Source organism: Phocicoccus schoeneichii, from assembly GCF_014635565.1.
Classification (GTDB): Bacteria; Bacillota; Bacilli; order Staphylococcales; family Salinicoccaceae; genus Phocicoccus; species Phocicoccus schoeneichii.
In genome coordinates this window covers 852,403-870,959 of the sequence record NZ_BMDB01000001.1, presented here as the reverse complement: position 1 = coordinate 870,959, position 18,557 = coordinate 852,403, and the positions used below count along the sequence as shown (strand labels likewise).

At 40.0% G+C, this 18,557-nt stretch carries 17 protein-coding genes; 16 read left to right on the top strand and 1 reads right to left on the bottom strand.

Annotated features, from left to right (window positions below; translation table 11 throughout):
* Positions 1-43 precede the first annotated feature (43 nt).
* The 16 genes from IEU51_RS04485 (at position 44) to whiA (ending at position 17,550) form a co-directional block, all read left to right on the top strand.
* Positions 44-1,600 carry a LysM peptidoglycan-binding domain-containing protein gene (locus IEU51_RS04485; protein WP_188349272.1) on the top strand — a complete coding sequence of 519 codons (1,557 nt, stop codon included), beginning with the start codon at positions 44-46 and terminating at the stop codon, positions 1,598-1,600.
* 118 nt (positions 1,601-1,718) lie between these two features.
* Positions 1,719-2,294, top strand: a complete 576-nt coding sequence (locus IEU51_RS04480; RefSeq protein ID WP_186085168.1) for a TlpA family protein disulfide reductase — start codon at positions 1,719-1,721, stop codon at positions 2,292-2,294.
* 1 nt (position 2,295) lies between these two features.
* Positions 2,296-2,931 (top strand): YfbR-like 5'-deoxynucleotidase, encoded by a 636-nt coding sequence (locus tag IEU51_RS04475; protein ID WP_186085171.1) that lies wholly within the window; start codon positions 2,296-2,298, stop codon positions 2,929-2,931.
* A 3-nt stretch (positions 2,932-2,934) separates the two neighbouring features.
* Positions 2,935-3,180, top strand: coding sequence for a DUF2198 family protein (locus IEU51_RS04470; RefSeq protein WP_186085174.1), 246 nt, complete (start codon positions 2,935-2,937; stop codon positions 3,178-3,180).
* Positions 3,181-3,262: 82 nt separating this feature from the next.
* The gene (uvrB, locus tag IEU51_RS04465) at positions 3,263-5,233 is read left to right on the top strand and encodes an excinuclease ABC subunit UvrB (protein ID WP_186085176.1); all 1,971 of its coding nucleotides are present in this window, start codon (positions 3,263-3,265) and stop codon (positions 5,231-5,233) included.
* 6 nt (positions 5,234-5,239) lie between these two features.
* Entirely contained in the window at positions 5,240-8,089 is a 2,850-nt protein-coding gene (gene uvrA, locus IEU51_RS04460; RefSeq protein ID WP_229713836.1) for an excinuclease ABC subunit UvrA, read from the top strand.
* On the top strand, positions 8,089-9,258 hold the full coding sequence (locus tag IEU51_RS04455; RefSeq protein ID WP_186085179.1) for a DUF4097 family beta strand repeat-containing protein: 1,170 nt from the start codon (positions 8,089-8,091) through the stop codon (positions 9,256-9,258). The genes uvrA and IEU51_RS04455 overlap by 1 nt, the downstream gene beginning before the upstream one ends.
* A 99-nt stretch (positions 9,259-9,357) precedes the next feature.
* Positions 9,358-9,834 (top strand): hypothetical protein, encoded by a 477-nt coding sequence (locus IEU51_RS04450; protein WP_188349271.1) that lies wholly within the window; start codon positions 9,358-9,360, stop codon positions 9,832-9,834.
* Between the two features lie 137 nt (positions 9,835-9,971).
* On the top strand, positions 9,972-10,916 hold the full coding sequence (gene hprK, locus IEU51_RS04445; protein ID WP_186085182.1) for an HPr(Ser) kinase/phosphatase: 945 nt from the start codon (positions 9,972-9,974) through the stop codon (positions 10,914-10,916).
* A complete protein-coding gene (lgt, locus tag IEU51_RS04440) occupies positions 10,906-11,790 on the top strand; it encodes a prolipoprotein diacylglyceryl transferase (RefSeq protein ID WP_186085185.1) in 885 nt (294 codons plus the stop codon). The genes hprK and lgt overlap by 11 nt, the downstream gene beginning before the upstream one ends.
* Positions 11,791-12,285 (top strand): acyltransferase, encoded by a 495-nt coding sequence (locus IEU51_RS04435; protein WP_186085187.1) that lies wholly within the window; start codon positions 11,791-11,793, stop codon positions 12,283-12,285. It abuts the gene before it with no gap.
* Positions 12,272-13,696, top strand: coding sequence for a tetratricopeptide repeat protein (locus tag IEU51_RS04430; RefSeq protein ID WP_186085190.1), 1,425 nt, complete (start codon positions 12,272-12,274; stop codon positions 13,694-13,696). The genes IEU51_RS04435 and IEU51_RS04430 overlap by 14 nt, the downstream gene beginning before the upstream one ends.
* 59 nt (positions 13,697-13,755) lie before the next feature.
* Positions 13,756-14,685, top strand: coding sequence for a thioredoxin-disulfide reductase (gene trxB, locus IEU51_RS04425; RefSeq protein ID WP_186085193.1), 930 nt, complete (start codon positions 13,756-13,758; stop codon positions 14,683-14,685).
* A 57-nt stretch (positions 14,686-14,742) separates the two neighbouring features.
* Positions 14,743-15,627, top strand: coding sequence for an RNase adapter RapZ (rapZ, locus tag IEU51_RS04420; RefSeq protein WP_186085196.1), 885 nt, complete (start codon positions 14,743-14,745; stop codon positions 15,625-15,627).
* The gene (locus tag IEU51_RS04415) at positions 15,614-16,594 is read left to right on the top strand and encodes a gluconeogenesis factor YvcK family protein (protein ID WP_186085199.1); all 981 of its coding nucleotides are present in this window, start codon (positions 15,614-15,616) and stop codon (positions 16,592-16,594) included. Before rapZ ends, IEU51_RS04415 begins: the two co-directional genes overlap by 14 nt.
* Positions 16,595-16,605: 11 nt before the next feature.
* Positions 16,606-17,550 carry a DNA-binding protein WhiA gene (whiA, locus tag IEU51_RS04410; RefSeq protein WP_186085202.1) on the top strand — a complete coding sequence of 315 codons (945 nt, stop codon included), beginning with the start codon at positions 16,606-16,608 and terminating at the stop codon, positions 17,548-17,550.
* A 135-nt stretch (positions 17,551-17,685) separates the two neighbouring features.
* On the opposite strand, the gene clpP is transcribed toward whiA, so the two are convergent.
* On the bottom strand, positions 17,686-18,297 hold the full coding sequence (gene clpP, locus IEU51_RS04405) for an ATP-dependent Clp endopeptidase proteolytic subunit ClpP (RefSeq protein WP_186085205.1): 612 nt from the start codon (positions 18,295-18,297) through the stop codon (positions 17,686-17,688).
* Between the last annotated feature and the right edge of the window lie 260 nt (positions 18,298-18,557).

Here is an 18,557-nt window from a genome sequence, read left to right as displayed (position 1 = left end):
AGACAATAATATAACAGTAAATCACTAGGAGGAACAAGAATACATGAAAAAGACGGTCGTTTCGGTAGCAACATTGACAGCTCTTGCTGGTACATCTGTAGCGAATATCCAAGCAGAAGAAGTAACAGTTAAATCAGGAGACACACTATGGGGTATTGCTAACGCTGTAGGTACTACTGTAGCTGATCTTAAATCAGCAAATAATCTATCAAGTAACTTAATTCATCCTGGCGATGTTTTATCTTACAGTCAGTCATTCACGAAAAATGATGCAAATACATATGAGGTAAAAGCCGGAGATACACTCTGGGCGATTGGTAACCAATATGGTGTATCTTACAGCGAGATCATGAAAGCGAACAATTTAAAATCTGATATAATCTTCCCAGGTCAAACATTAACACTTAATGTTGACATAGTAGAAGAAGTATCTGCACCTGAAGTTGCAGTTGAATCAGTAGAAACACCTGTTGTAGAAACAGTTGAAGCAGTTGAAGAAACAAACACAACTGGTGCATATGTAATCCAATCTGGAGACACACTTTATAAAATTTCACGCGAAACAGGCGTTGACTTAAATACATTAAAATCAATCAATAGCTTAAAATCTGATTTAATCTTCCCAGGACAAGTTCTAGTATTAACAGGTGAAGTAGAAGCACCAGTAGTAGAAGAAGTTGTTGAAGTTGAAGAAAAAACAGAAGAAGTAACAGAAACTAAAGTTGTAGAAGAAGTAACAGAAACTCCTGAAGTTGAAGAAGTTATTGAAGTTGTAACTGAAGAAGCGGAAGTAGTTGAGGAAACACCAGTTGTAGAGGAAGTATCTGAAACAACTGAAGATTTAGCAACTGAGAAAGCCGAAGCAGACAAAGTAGCGGCAGAACAAGCAGCTGCACAAAAAGCTGAAGCAGATCGTGTTGCTAGAGAACAAGCAGCACAAAAAGCCGAAGCAGACAAAGTAGCGGCTGAACAAGCAGCTGCACAAAAAGCTGAAGCAGATCGAATTGCTAGAGAACAAGCAGCACAAAAAGCTGAAGCAGATAGAGCAGCAGCTGAAAAAGCAGAACAAGATAGAATTGCTAGAGAACAAGCAGCAGCTGAGAAAGCCGAAGCAGATCGTCTAGCGGCAATCAAAGCTGAACAAAATAGAATCGCAGCTCAAAAAGAACAACAACGTCAAGCGAAGATTGCGGCTGAAAGAAAAGCGGCAGAACAAGCAGCAGCTCCAAGCACTTCATCTAAAACACAATCCTCTTACGGTGTAAACTATTACTACTACGGAGACTGCACATGGTATGCATTCGAACGTCGTAAAGAATTAGGTAAAGGCGTAAGTAACATGTGGGGTAACGGAAATAACTGGGCAGACAATGCGCGTGCGAATGGTTACAACGTAAACAACACACCTTCAGTTGGTGCGATTGTTCATAGCTATGCTGGCACGAACGGTGCATACAGCTCTGGACACGTTGCAGTTGTTGAATCAATCAACCCAGACGGATCAATTACAGTATCAGAAATGGGCTGGCCAACAGCAGGCACTAAAACAATGAGAACAATCTCAGCAGACAAAGTTGCAAACCACAACTTCATTCATTAATATATATATGCTACCCTTCGGGGTAGCTTTTTTTATCTAACAAATTTGTAATAGATTTATTTAATAAATAAGTCGAGTTCATGGTAAGATTGGTGTAACAAATTAGGGAGGCAGCTTCATGAACAAAAAGTTACTCATTACGGTGACTATAATTGTAGCAGTCGTCGTGATCGGCATTAGTATTTATACAGTAATACAGAAGTCAGATGAAATTCTGTCGAACTCAAATGTAGAGAGCATTAAAAATACAGAGTCGCATGATACCCATCACGCGTCTGGGGACACATTTGATTTACCTGTGACCGAAATCATAAATGCTGACGAAGATTTAAAAGATTTAATAGAAGAAAACAAGGTAACTGTTGTGAATTTCTTCGCATCATGGTGTGGACCTTGCCGAAGTGAAACGCCTCTCCTAGATGAATACAACAAAAATTTAGATGACGATGTCGCACTTGTGGGTGTGAACATCTCAGATAACGAAAAAGGTCGAAATAAATTTCTAGACGAATTCGATGTAGACTATCCAATCTATTTATTCGAAGATGAAGAAAAAGCACTTGAAAGATATAAACTCATGATGATACCGACGACATTTTTTATTGACCAAGAAGGAAATATAGCACGAGTCTATGTCGGAGAGTTATCGAACAAAACACTCGACCAATACATTCAATTTGTAAAGGAGCAGTAACATGGGAATACATCAATATTTTAAAAGTTTAAATGACCTCGAAAAATTAACACGTATGCCAGGTAAATTTAAATACCAAGAGCATAATGTAGCAGCACATAGTTTTAAAGTAACTAAGATCTCGCAATATCTTGCAACAGTTGAAGAATACAACGGAACTGAAATTGACTGGAAGTTGCTATATGAAAAAGCGTTGAACCATGACTATCCAGAGATATTTACAGGGGACATTAAAACTCCTGTAAAATACGCATCGTCAGAGTTGAACCAACTATTTTCACAAGTCGAACAAACAATGACAGCTAAATTTGTCGACAGAGAATTTCCGAAAGAGTTTCAAGAGATTTATAAGGAACGATTTAGTGAAGGAAAAGATAGTACAATCGAAGGGCAAATATTAGCAGTTGCCGACAAAATAGATTTATTATATGAATCATTTGGAGAAATCCAAAAAGGAAATCCAGAAGAGCTATTCTTTGAAGTATATGAAGAATCACTCGGCGTAATCAAACGATATAAACAACTGGCATGTGTTAGAGACTTTTTAGAAAATATACTCACAGAGATGCTCGCAGAGCGCTCCATTCCCCAATCTGAGCTAAAAACTATCACTGAAGCGATTCTCGAGTTAGAATAGTATATGGAATTATTTTGGTACATGATGGCACTTGTTGTGCCTGCATTCCTAATCGTAATGTTTACCGCATTCACAAGAAATCGCTACGTCGCGATTATTCTTGTTTTTATCATCTTTGCGGTTTCAATTTCACGTGGTTTTTATAACTCAGAGTGGGTAATTTATTTAGATGCATTAAGCATTGTTATCGGATATATGCTGATTGATATATTCAACGTAGAACAACATAAAAATGACGAAAAGAAATGACCGAACGTGTGTTTGTCGTTTCTTTTTTTATTTCGGACAATTTGTAGTAAGATAGAAGTAACTTTAAGTGGAGGCAAAAAATATGGCAAAGTTTGAATTAGTATCAGAGTTCGAACCTGCAGGTGACCAACCCAGAGCAATAAAAGAGCTCGTGGAGCAAATTAAAAGTGGTCAGCGCCACCAGACATTACTCGGTGCAACGGGTACAGGTAAGACATTTACGATGAGTCAAGTCATCAAAGAAATCGGCAAACCGACTTTGATCATCGCACATAACAAAACACTTGCAGGACAATTATATAGTGAATTTAAAGAATTCTTTCCAAATAACCGTGTGGAATATTTTGTGAGCTACTATGATTTTTATCAGCCAGAAGCTTATGTTCCGTCCACGGATACTTTTATTGAAAAAGATGCGTCGATTAACGATGAAATCGACCAATTAAGACACTCGGCAACTTCATCTTTATTTGAAGGGGACGATGTCATTATCATCGCATCGGTGTCATGCATATACGGTTTAGGTAACCCAGAAGAGTACCAAAACATGAGATTAAATGTACGTGTCGGTATGGAAATTGACCGTAACCAGTTACTTAGAAAGCTCGTTGACATTCAATATCAGCGTAACGACATCGACTTTAAGCGCGGTACGTTTAGAGTACGTGGAGATATTGTTGAGGTATTCCCTGCCTCAAAAGAAGAACAGTGTATTCGCATTGAGTTTTTCGGTGATGAGATTGATAGAATTAGAGAAATTAACTATCTGACAGGTGAAGTCATCAACGAACGCGAGCACTTTGTGCTGTTCCCAGCATCCCACTTCGTAACGCGTGATGAGAAGCTACAAGTAGCAATCGAGCGTATTGAAAAAGAATTAGAAGAACAGCTTAAAAAGATGAGAGATGAAAACAAGTTACTTGAAGCACAACGTCTCGAACAACGTACAAACTATGACCTTGAGATGATGAGAGAGATGGGCTTCTGTTCAGGTATCGAGAACTATTCAGTGCATTTGACGTTACGACCACTCGGGTCAACACCTTATACGCTTCTCGACTACTTTAAAGACTTCGTCATCATGATCGACGAGTCTCACGTGACACTGCCACAGATTCGAGGCATGTACAACGGTGACCAAGCGCGTAAAAAGGTGCTTGTTGATCATGGATTCCGTCTACCATCAGCACTCGATAACCGTCCACTGATGTTTGACGAATTTTTAGATAAAGCAAAGCAACTCGTTTATGTGTCAGCGACACCAGGACCGTTCGAGCTAGAGCACACTGAAAAAATGGTGGAACAAATCATTCGCCCGACAGGTCTTTTAGATCCTACAATTGACGTACGTCCAACAGAGCATCAAATCGACGACTTATTAGATGAAATTGTGAAGCGTAGTGAAAAAAACGAACGTGTCATCATCACGACACTCACGAAAAAAATGTCAGAGGATTTAACTACTTATCTAAAAGAAGCTGGCGTAAAAGTGCAGTACTTACACTCTGAAATCAAGACGTTAGAACGTATTGAAATCATTCGAGAACTCCGTCTCGGCACATATGATGTACTCGTCGGAATCAACTTGCTGCGTGAGGGGATAGACATTCCAGAAGTATCGCTCGTTGCGATATTAGACGCAGACAAAGAAGGGTTCTTGCGTTCATCTCGTTCATTAGTACAGACGATTGGACGCGCGGCACGTAACAGTGAAGGTCACGTGATTATGTATGCCGATAAAATCACGGACTCGATGAGATATGCATTAGATGAAACAGCACGACGCCGTGAAATCCAGATTGCATTTAACGAAAAACATGGTATCACACCGACGACAATCAAGAAAGATATCCGAGATGTAATCAGTGCAGAAGTAGAAAATAAAGATGATAAGAAACCGGAAAAATCGGGTACGATAAAACTGACAAAGAAAGAGCGAGAAAAAGTTATCAAGCAGTTAGAAAAAGACATGAAAGAAGCGGCGCGCGAACTCGACTTCGAACGCGCATCAGAACTGCGTGATGCACTCTTTGAACTCAAAGCAGAAGGGTGATTTAATTTGGCATTAGGAAACAACACACATATAAAAATAAGAGGTGCGAGACAGCACAACTTAAAAAATGTAGATATTGATATCCCAAGAAACCAACTGGTAGTCATGACAGGACTATCCGGTTCTGGGAAATCATCGCTCGCGTTTGACACAATCTATGCGGAAGGACAACGTCGCTATGTCGAATCGCTCAGTTCATATGCCCGTCAATTTTTAGGGCAAATGGAGAAACCAAATGTCGACACGATTGAAGGATTATCTCCAGCAATTTCAATTGACCAAAAAACGACGTCAAACAACCCAAGATCTACAGTGTCGACGATCACTGAAATCTACGACTATTTAAGACTATTATACGCACGTGCAGGAACACCGTATTGTCCAAACCACGACATCGAAATTTCTAGTCAAACGATTGAAGAAATGGTCGATGAAATTATGAAACTTCCTGCGAGAACACGTATACAAGTATTCTCTCCAATCATTCGTGGTAAAAAAGGACAGCACAAAAAAGTGTTCGAAGACCTTCATAAAGAAGGGTTTGCTCGCGTTATCGTTGACGGTGAAATGTACGACGTCGACGATGTACCAGAATTAAATAAAAACACAAAACACGATATTGATGTGGTCGTTGACCGAATCGGTATTCGTGAAGGCGTGGAGTCACGTCTATCAGACTCACTCCAAATCGCATTAGAAAAAGCACATGGGAACGTGGATATTAACGTGATTGACGGAGAAGACCTGCACTTCTCAGAGCACTTCTCTTGTCCAATTTGTGGATTCACTTTACCAGAACTAGAGCCGAGATTATTCTCATTCAATGCTCCATTTGGTGCATGTACAGACTGTGATGGCCTTGGCGTAAAATGGGCAGTAGACAAAAATTTAGTTGTGCCAGATGAAACCCTGTCACTTCGTGAAGGTGCGATTCTACCTTGGCAACCAATTAGCTCGAACTACTATCCAAACCTGCTCGAACAAACAGCAAAACATTATGACATCGACATGGACAAACCGTTCAAAGACTTAAAGAAAAAAGAACAAAAAATTATTCTATTTGGTTCTGATGATGAAATACTGTACCACTTTGAACAGATGAATGGTGTGAAACGTTCACGTGAAATGAAATATGAAGGTGTTATGAACAACATCGACAGACGTTACCGTGAAAGTCCATCAGCGTTTACAAGAGAACAAATGTCTCAGTATATGAGAGAAACAGTGTGTCCAACATGTGACGGCTATCGTTTAAACGAAGAAGCGAGATCCGTCAAGATCGACCACAAACACATCGGTGAATCTGTAGATCAATCAGTTCAAGAAGCACTCGATTTCTTCAAAAACTTGAATCTATCTGAGCAAAACAGTCAAATAGCAAAACCAATTCTTAAAGAAGTGAATGACCGTCTAAAATTCTTACAAAACGTGGGACTCGATTATTTAACTTTAAATCGTCGAAGCGGAACTTTATCTGGTGGAGAAGCGCAGCGTATTCGTCTCGCAACTCAAATCGGTTCAATGCTCTCTGGCGTACTCTACATTCTAGATGAGCCGTCAATTGGACTCCATCAACGTGACAACGACCGACTCATTTCAACGCTACATGAAATGCGTGACTTAGGTAACACGTTAATTGTAGTTGAGCATGATGAAGACACAATGCTCGCAAGTGACTACCTCATTGACATCGGTCCAGGAGCTGGTGTGCATGGTGGAGAAGTCGTATCTGAAGGAACGCCAGAGTATGTCATGAAGGATGACCACTCATTAACTGGACAATATTTAAGTGGAAAACGCCGTATTCCACTCCCTGAAAACTATCGCACATACAATAAAGACGAAGTCTTTAAAGTTCGTGGAGCAAAAGAAAATAATTTAAAAAATATTGATGTAGACTTTCCAAAAGGGGTTCTGACTGTCGTTACTGGTGTATCAGGATCAGGGAAAAGTACATTAGTCAATGAGATTCTTTATAAAGGACTTCATAAAGAACTTTACAAATCTAAACAAACACCAGGGAACTCAGACAGCGTAACTGGTGTAAAATATCTCGACAAGATCATCGATATTGACCAGTCGCCAATTGGTCGTACACCACGTTCGAACCCAGCAACATACACGGGTGTGTTCGATGACATTCGCGACGTATTCGCCAACACGAACGAAGCGAAAGTTCGCGGATATCAAAAAGGTCGCTTTAGTTTCAACGTAAAAGGCGGTCGCTGTGAAGCATGTAAAGGAGACGGTATCATCAAGATAGAGATGCACTTCTTGCCAGACGTCTTCGTGCCATGTGAAGTATGTAATGGTAAACGCTATAATCGTGAAACATTAGAGGTCACTTATAAAGATAAAAACATCTCAGACATTTTAGAGATGACAGTAGAAGAAGGATATAATTTCTTCGAAAACATTCCTAAAATTAAGCGTAAGATAAAAACGCTTAAAGATGTTGGTTTAGAGTATGTGAAACTTGGCCAACCAGCAACAACACTGTCTGGAGGGGAAGCTCAACGTGTAAAACTTGCATCGGAATTACACAAACGTTCGAATGGAAAGACATTGTATATACTTGACGAACCAACAACAGGACTACACTCTGAGGACATCCGTCGCTTAATCGATGTCATTCAACGTCTAGTAGATAATGGAGACTCTGTAGTCATCATTGAGCACAATTTAGATGTGATAAAAGTCGCCGATCATATTATTGATTTAGGTCCTGAAGGGGGCGACGGTGGAGGAGAGATCGTCGCGCATGGTACAATTAAAGATATCATGAAAGAACCACGTAGTTATACGGGGTACCACTTAAAGAAATGGCTCGAAAGAAGCCATCAGGAGGTCAAGTAATGGAGAGCAAAGAAAGAATTCTAAAATTATTAGAAGAAGGTAAAATTACAACAGCAGAAGCGATTGACCTGATGAACGCACTCAACTATAAAACTGAAGACGTAAATGTTAACGGTGAAGAACCAAAAGTTGAAGAAACAGAAAACCAAAAAACTGAAAAAGACACAAACCCAATGTTCCAATTCTTTGAACAGATGACGGACGAAGTGGGTAAATATGTAGATATCGACAAAATTGAGAAAAACGTGAAAGATACATTCCAAAATGTGAAAACGTCAGCAGAAAATCAATCACAGTTTAAACAGGTCGTTAAAACGTTTGAAAAGACATTTGATTCTGTGAAAAATACAAACGTCGATTCGATTTTTTCAAAAGGATCAAAAAATAGATTGATTGAAACAATCGATTTACCATTCAAAAAAATGAGCATCGATGTGACAAACGGTAATGTATCTGTCAAGCCCACAACAGATCGGACAGTGGTTCGTTTTGAAGTCACACCGTTTTATCGCAAACTTGACAAAAAGCGCAACTATTTCCAAGATATCGTGTGTGAAGTTAAAGACGATGAGCTGCTTGTTCTATCTCCACTGAGAAGCGCGAAAGTGAACGTGGAAGTTGAAGTGAATCCATTAGACTTAAACCGCATCATCATTTCTGGCTCAAATGGAAATATCGATGTAAAAGACATCGCGACAGAAGACTTAACAATCGACATTTTAAACGGAGATATCGAGGTAGAAAACCTGTTTGTGAAAACTGGTTTCGTGAGAACCTCTAAAGGACAAGTGTCTGTTGACAAAGGCGAGTATGATGCACTTGAAGTCGTGACAATGGTTGGATCTGTGAAAACAGATGATCTGAACGCACGAGAGATCGACATTCACTCGAACGGTTCCGTGAATGTATCTGTAAGCAACAAGACAGAAGTTGTGAGCGTCAACACAAATGTCGGTGGCGTTAATATTGAAGTACCTGCGGGAACAGAAATCGCTGGTCGCCTGTCGACAGTGATGGGGAACCTGAACTATCCACCAGGACTCGACACGAGATATATGAAACCATCAGACTTTGGCTTAAAAGAACTCATGATTTTAAACGATAAAGAAACAGGACTCGTGATCGAAGCATCAACAAAAATCGGCAGCATCACGTTGCATAGAAACTAGTTTGATATGACCCGAACCTCTTGAGTGAGGTTCGGGTTTTTAATTTTGGTAGGAGTTTCTGGGAAGTAGGTGTTTATCTTCTATATAGGTCCTGAGTTTGTGACCTATCTCAAAGATAAATGGATAATCTTCTATATAGGAAGCAAGATTGTGTGCTATCTCAAAGATAAAGGAATAATCTTCTATATAGGAAGCAAGATTGTGTGCTATCTCAAAGATAAATGGATAATCTTCTATATAGGAAGCAAGATTGTGTTCTATCTCGAAGATAAATGGATAATCTTCTATATAGGAAGCATGATTGTGTGCTATCTCAAAGATAAAGGGAGAATCTTCTATATAGGAAGCATGATTGTGTCCTATCTCAAAGATAAAGGGATAATCTTCTATATAGGAAGCGTGATTGTGTGCTATCTCAAAGATAAATGGATAATCTTCTATATAGGAAGCATGATTGTGTGCTATCTCAAAGATAAATGGATAATCTTCTATATAGGAAGCATGATTGTGTGCTATATCGAAGATAAAAGGGGTAATAATCCACGTACTAACCTAAACACCCGAGCTCGTGAATAATTCTTGTAATTATCTTCCTTAAAATCACACGATCGAATAGAAGTTCAGCATCTTTCATCTTTTAACGGTCTATTCATATTTTAGCTACTCATATTTTGATATAATGTACTTATTATCCGAAAAATTGAGGGCTCATTATGCTTATTGTAAAAAATATATTAGAAAAGTTTAATCTGACACTCCATGCGGGTGCGGAGGGTCTAAATAAAGAGGTCGTGAGCATCGATGTGTCGCGTCCCGGTCTTGAGGTTGCCGGGTATTTCTCTCACTATTCTTCTGAGCGCATCCAGATTTTTGGTACGACGGAGACGACGTTCTTCATGCATCGCTTGACTGATGAAGAGCAAGAGAGCCGCGCGCAGTCACTGTGTCGTAAGGACACGCCATGCATTATTTTAACGCATGGTCACGAGCCACCGGAAGCACTCATCAAAGCGTGCAATAACACAGGCACTGCGCTTCTTTCAACGGAACTCACAACAACTGCGTTCAACTATACACTCACAGACTATCTTGAAATGGCTCTCGCGCCGGAGACGAACGTTCACGGTGTGCTTCTAGATGTATACGGCATCGGGGTGTTAATCACCGGTGAAAGTGGCATCGGTAAGAGTGAGATTGCACTCGAGCTTGTCAAAAATGGGCATCGTCTTGTCGCAGACGACAATGTCGAAATTAAGCAGATTCAAAAAGGACAGCTCATCGGGAAAGCACCGAAACTCATCGAGAACTTACTCGAAATTCGCGGCATCGGCATCGTTAATGTGATGACGTTATTTGGTGCGGGTGTTGTGCTGAACGAAAAACGCATCATGCTGAACGTGCATTTAGAATTTTGGGATAAAAACAAGGAATACGATCGTGTCGGGTTAGAAGAAAAATCCATGAAAATTCTCGATACAGAAGTGTCCCAGAAACTCATCCCAGTAAGACCAGGACGAAATCTCGTCAATATCATTGAAGTAGCTGCCATGAACTTCCGCCTACAAAAAATGGGCATCAACGCAGCTGAAGAATTTAACGAACGACTAAAAGCATTCATCAAACAAAAGTCAGAAGGAGAGAATCGTCATGACAAATAGCATCGACCGCGTCGCGTTTAATATCTTCGGATGGGATGTCTATTGGTACGGCATCATTATTTTTATGGCGATGCTCCTCGCCTATTTCGTTGCAAATAGAGAAATGGTTAAAAAAGGGTTCGACAAAGATTTACTGATGGACATGATGTTTTACATCATCATTTTCTCACTCATCGGTGCGAGACTGTACTTTGTACTATTCAACATCGGGTACTACGCACAGCATCCTCTTGAAGTCTTAGCAGTATGGGAAGGCGGAATGGCCATCCATGGGGGGCTCATCGGTGGCGTACTCGCGGGACTCTATTTCACGAAAAAACACAAATACAGTTTCTTCCAATTTGCGGATATTTTAATTCCATCCGTATTACTCGGGCAGGCAATCGGGCGTTGGGGGAACTTTATTAACCAGGAAGCACACGGCGGACCAGTCAGTCGTAGTTTTCTAGAAAACTTGCACATCCCTGAATTTATCATCAACCAAATGAATATCGACGGGACATATTACCATCCGACATTTCTATACGAAAGTATTTGGAACATCATCGGAGTCGTCATTTTAATATTACTCAGACCAAAACTAAAAATCGGTCAAACACTGTTTTTATACATGATTTATTACTCAATCGGACGCTTCTTCATTGAAGGCATGCGTACAGACAGCCTCATGTTCTTCGGCGGACTCCGTACAGCACAACTCATGTCGCTATCGTTAATCATCTTAGCGATCGCACTGTGGATTTACCGCGAAATTAAAGTGAAACCACCCGTTTACGGTGAAATTCATGGCAATCTTTTAAAAGATAAAGACAGACGCACGAGAAGAACACAACCTGTTAAAACAGTGAAGGCCAACAAGAAAAGGAAGAAATAAATGAGGAACGTAGAACGGTTTAAAGTTAAGGGACCGAATCCATTATGGAGAATGTACCGCACAATTTCATTTTTAAAAGTGGTCAAAAACTTTGTCGTGATTGAACTTGGACGCTTTACGCCTTCTACAAGATTAAAACATGCACTCTATAAGACAGGGCTCGGCATGAAATTAGAGGACAAAGTATCGATTGCGTACAAAGCGATGCCAGACCTCTTTTACCCGGAACGCATTACAATCGGAGAAAACTCAATCATCGGCTACAACACAACCATTTTGACTCACGAATACCTGGTGAATGAATACAGAATCGGCGACGTCGTGATTGGCGCCGAGACAATGGTCGGTGCAAACGTCACGATTCTCCCGGGAATCACAATCGGCCAAAACTGTATGATTGGCGCAGGCACTGTCGTCTCAAAAGACGTGCCAGACAACGCGCTCGCATACGGAAACCCAATGATCATAAAGGAGCGCAACAATGAAAAAGAATAATATCATTTCGCTCCAATCTGACGGGCGAATCTACTACATGCAAGCTATGAAGAAAAAGCATGCGGAACGATACAGTGAAGCACGTGATTTACTGCTTCGCGCGCACGAACTCGAGCCGTACAACAGAGAGTATATTTCTGAACTCGCGTACATGACCGCATCATCCGGCCAAGCAGAAATCGCAGAACAGTTTCTAATCGATATGTTTGTGAGAGACAATTTTGACACGAAGTATTATTATGATTTGTCGGAAGTCAATATCATTGATGAAGAGCCGAATAAAGCGTTACTTTTCGGTATGAAGTATGTCGATCTTTACGACGATAACGCATTCTATGATGAGCTCTTTGAAATCTTTGAGATCGCTGAATTTGATTATGACGAACTCGTGCAAGAGGCCGATGAGTTTATCGGCATGTTTATTTTTCAGACACTCTTCATGAACGGCAATATCGAAGCGTCACTCGATTTTCTGTATTCATTAGATATCGAAGTCCAAGAGACGCGTGAATACCGAAATCAAAAAGCGATGGCGTTACTGTTTTTAAATAAATTTGAAGAAGCACAAGTGATCTTAGAAACACTCTTAGAAGAAGATCAGACGGACATGAACGCACTGAGTCACTTGACTCTACTGTACTTTTACACAGGAAATATGGAAGAATACTCGAGATTTTTACGCAAGCTAGAAGTCGTTGAGCCACTCGACGAGGATGCAAGACTAAAAGTCGGACTCGTCCTGAACTTCTTAAATAAAAGTGAGATGTCGTACAAGTTACTCTATCCGTTATATAAGAAAAAAGTTATTATCAATTTCCAGTTATTACACGCACTCGCTCAGTCTTCCTTCAACATAGGAAAAGAAGAAGAGTCGCGTCAATATTGGCAAGAGCTTCAAAAATACCAATCACTAGATGAAATTCATAGTCCTTGGAAGAGGCAAGAAGCACGAGATACGCTGAACCGCATTATTGATGTGTATTTACAGTCTGAAGACCCAGACATGAGAATGCTCGGGCTCTTTAAATCATCGCTCATCGCACCATCTGACATTATTTTAGGATCTCCAATGTGGGATCTTATTGATGGTTTTGGGAACAAGGAAAAACTCTATACCGCATATCTTTTCAATAAATTAGAGATGGCTAAAATTGATAGACTCCACGACGGGCTTGTGACGTTAGAAGGTATTGATGCGACTGACGAAGAGATGCTTGGGTTTATCGATTTAATTAGACAATTAGAAGAGGGTTTAAATACGTCTAAATTTGAAGGAGAAACGCTTGCACTCGCGTACATGTATATCTATCACAACTCGGAAGACGATTCACTTTTAGACATTTCCAAAATGAATCAGATTTACATGAGACAACTAGAAGATGCGGTGACTCTAATCAAGCAAAATGAATGAAAGAATGTACTCTTTCTACTATAATTAGGAAAGTGAATCTAAGATATAGGAGAATTTAAATGACGAATACGAATGTAGTAGACGTAGCAATTATTGGTGCGGGACCTGCAGGTATGACAGCTGCAGTATATGCGTCACGTGCTGAATTATCGACGGTAATGTTAGAGCGTGGAATGCCTGGTGGACAGATGGCAAACACGGAAGACGTTGAAAACTTCCCAGGATTTAGTTATGTCACAGGTCCTGAGTTATCACAAAAAATGTTTGAGCACTCAACGAAGTTTGGTGCGGAATACAAATACGGTGACATCCAGTCTGTTGAACTTGACGGAGACATCAAAGTGATCAAGACTTCAAGCGAAGAAATTCGCGCGAAATCAGTGATCATCGCAACAGGTGCAGAGCACAAAAAAATGGGTGTTCCAGGAGAAGAACTACTTGCTGGTAAAGGAGTCAGCTACTGTGCAGTATGCGACGGAGCGTTCTTTAAAAACAGACATTTAGTCGTTATTGGTGGTGGAGACTCAGCAGTTGAGGAAGGGCTTTTCCTAACAAAATTTGCTGATAAAGTAACGATCGTCCACAGACGTGACGAACTCCGTGCGCAAAAGATCATCCAAGATCGTGCGTTCAATAACCCTAAAATTGAATTCATCTGGAATACAGAACTACAATCTATCAATGGAGATAGCGTTGTAGAATCTGTGACTTTATTTGATAAAGACAAAAATGAAACATATGATTTCGATGCAGATGGTGTGTTTATCTATATTGGAACACAACCACTGACAGCACCGTTCGAAAGTTTAGATATTCTAAACGACGAAGGGTATGTCATTGCAAATGAAGAAATGGAAACTAAAGTTCCTGGAATCTATGCGGCTGGTGACGTGCGCGTAAAACAACTCAGACAGATTGTTACAGCGACTGGTGACGGTAGTATTGCCGCTCAAAATGCATCAGATTATGTTGGAACATTAGAGATTTAACTGATGATGGGACCACTGGGTTCCATCATTTTTAAAACCAGACGAGGGGTTGGCAAAATGAAAAATTTAATTATTTTGACAGGTATGAGTGGTGCGGGGAAATCCGTAGCACTAGATGCGCTTGAAGACATGGGATACTTCTGCATCGATAACTTACCTCCCGTTTTACTTCCAAAAATTGTTGAACTCATGGAGTCGACGAATGAAGAAATGCATGATGTCGCGCTCGGTATTGACCTTCGTGGACAGTCTATGTTCGAAAACTACATCCATGAAATCAATCAGTTACCACTTTTGAAAGACATGAAATTATCCATTCTCTTTTTAGATGCGGCAGATGAACGTCTGATCTCTCGTTATAAAGAAACGAGACGTTCACATCCACTAAACAAAGGAATTACACTGACTGAAGCAATCAGAGAAGAACGCGATATCTTAACAGATTTAAAAGGGAACGCGACATATATTTTTGATACGACAGAGTTCAGTCCAAAAGATTTAAAAGAAGAAGTTTATAAATACTTAAATAGAACAAAAGACTCAATATTCTCTGTGAATGTGCTGAGTTTTGGATTTAAGCACGGACTGCCAAAAGATGCAGACCTTGTGTTTGATGTGCGCTTTTTGCCAAACCCATACTATATCGAAGAACTACGTAAGAAAACGGGTCTTGACCAAGAAGTCTATGATTATGTTATGAAGTTCAACGATACAGAGCGTTTTTATAGAAAGCTCGCAGATCTGCTGACATTCATGTTGCCGTTATACGTGAAAGAAGGTAAATCACAACTTAATATTGCGATTGGATGTACTGGCGGACAGCACCGCTCAGTAGCATTAGTTGAACGTTTATCTAAACGATTAAAAAATAAGTACAAGTATGAAATTAATACGATTCATAGAGACGCACATATAGAAGGTGAAGTCCGTGAAAAAGATTAAGGTCGTATTAGTAGGTGGAGGTACCGGTCTGAGTGTTCTTGCCCGTGGGCTAAAACAATATCCGATTGATATCTCAGCGATTGTTACTGTTGCAGATGATGGCGGATCGACTGGTTTAATCCGCGAACAGATTGATATGCCAGCGCCTGGTGATATCAGAAACGTACTCTCTGCGCTAAGCGAAAGTGAAGAGACACTTGAGAATTTATTTAAGTTTAGATTTAATAAAAATGAAATTAACGGACATTCCCTTGGAAACTTAATGATTGCAGCAATGTTTGATATGACAAAAGACTTCTCACTCGCGATTAAACAGCTCTCAAAGATTTTAAACGTGCGCGGTGAAGTAATTCCGAGTACAAATGAGTCACCAAAGCTTGCTGCAGTGATGGATGATGACTCTATTTATGTGGGTGAGAGTTATATTCCGAAAGTGGGTAAAAACATCAAGAAGTTGTTACTCTTGCCGATGGGTTTAGAAGGATCACGTCAGGCGGTAGAGGCAATTGAAGCGGCGGACTATATTATATTTGGCCCGGGGAGTTTATTTACAAGTATCATTCCAAATGTTTTACCGACGGCATTAAAAGGAGCATTTCAAAATGCAGCTGCTAAGAAAATCTACATTTGCAACATTATGGAGCAGCCTGGCGAAACGATGGGTATGAGTGCGTGCGACCATGTAGATGCATTACACGCACATGTTGAAAAAGAAATTATCGACTTTTTGATTATGAGTCAACTAGAATTAACTGAAGATGAAACAGCACGTTACACTGCAGAAGGCATTGACTTTGTAGAGTGCGACAGTGAAAATATTAAACGTCGTGGAATTAAATTACATACTAATACGGAACTTGTAGACGTGAATGAAGAAGGCATCATCCATCATAACAGTGAAGTACTCGCAAAATGTGTATATGATTTAATGCTCGACGAAATGGATGCACTGACTTATAAAGGATAGGAGGGATGACTGTGTCCTTTGCGAGAGAGATGAAAAACGAACTCACGCGTATGGAAGTAGATGCGTGTTGTATGAAATCAGAACTCGCTGCACTTTTAAAAATGAATGGAACGATTAGTTTTCATAATGGGAAATTTGTAGTGAATATCCAGACTGAAAACGCAGCCATTGCAAGAAGAATTTTTTCACTCATAAAAGAAGTGTATGGCGTGGAAATCGAACTCCTTGTTAGAAGAAAAATGCAGTTGAAAAAGAATAACGTCTATATCTGTAGAATTTCAGAAAAGACGCGTGAGATACTTGATGACTTGAACGTACTGCGTCAAGGTGAAATCATTCATAGCGTGAGCGAAGACATTCTTAAAAATGACTGTTGTGTGCGTGCATATTTAAGAGGTGCATTCCTTGCCGCTGGTTCTGTAAACAATCCTGAGACAAGCGCGTACCATTTAGAGATTGCGTCACTTTATGAAGAACATGCAGAAGCGTTGACGGAACTGATGAATATGTATGAACTGAATGCGAAATACATTGACCGTAAACGTGGCTACATCACCTACTTAAAAGAAGCTGAGAAAATTTCAGATTTCCTTGGGTTAATCGGTGGAGTGCAAGCGATGTTGAAGTTTGAAGACATTCGTATTATTCGTGATATGAGAAACTCAGTGAATCGCCTTGTGAACTGTGAGACGGCGAACTTGAATAAGACAATAAATGCGGCGATGCGCCAAGTCGATAATATAAAATTTATTGATGAAGAACTCGGCATCGATGCATTACCAGATAGACTAAGAGAAATTGCGAAGCTTCGTGTCGAGCACCAAGACGTCAGTTTAAAAGAACTCGGCGAGATGGTATCAACCGGTGCGATTTCAAAATCCGGCGTGAACCATAGACTCCGCAAGCTAGACGAAATTGCCGATAAACTCAGAAATGGCGAGGAAGTAAAGCTCTAATATTTGATTAGTAAGATCTCCTTTCATCCATCAGGATGGAGGGAGATTTTTTTGATATGTGGGTTTTAGGAGAGAGGCGCTCCCCTATATAAAAAATCCACCCACCGTTTCCGGCGAGTGGATGCTTCAATTCTTTTATTCTTCTGACATGTCTTTTTTGACTTCTTTACCTGGTTCTAGCACTTCGTCAATTAAGCCGTATTCTGCTGCTTCTGAAGCGGAAAGGTAGTTGTCGCGATCTGTGTCTTTTTCGATTTTTTCTAAAGGTTGTCCTGTTCTTTCAGCAAGAATTTTATTTAATTTCTCGCGTGTTTTCAGGATGTGTTTTGCTGCAATTTCAATTTCAGTTGCTTGTCCTTGCGCGCCACCGAGTGGTTGGTGAATCATAACTTCAGCGTTTGGTAATGCAAATCGTTTACCTTTCGCTCCTGCTGCGAGTAAGAATGATCCCATTGATGCAGCCATTCCCATCGCAATTGTTTGTACGTCAGGTTTGATGTGTTGCATTGTATCGTAGATTGCCATACCTGCTGTCACACTTCCACCTGGTGAATTAATGTAAAGGTAAATATCTTTCTCCGCATCTTGTGCTTGTAAGAAAAGTAACTGACTCACGACTGAGTTTGCGACGTTATCGTCAATCGCACTCCCGATCATAATAATTCTATCTTTTAAAAGTCTTGAATAAATGTCGTAAGCACGTTCCCCACGACTTGTTGTTTCAATAACCGTTGGTATTAAATTCATTAAAAATCCTCCTAAATAAACATCTCTTAATATAGTTATACCACCTTAGTCAAATAAGGTCAAAAGATACAACTCATTTTATTTCTTCTCCCAATAATTTCATTTATAAGATAAAAAACTGAACCACCAATTGTATATTTCATAAACAAACAGTCAATAACATTAACGGAATGTAAAGATTCTAAGGTGTTTGTGAAATCCCACTTTTAATGAAATTTCTGAATTATACTTACCATGAAATCAAAACTCAGGAGGCACCG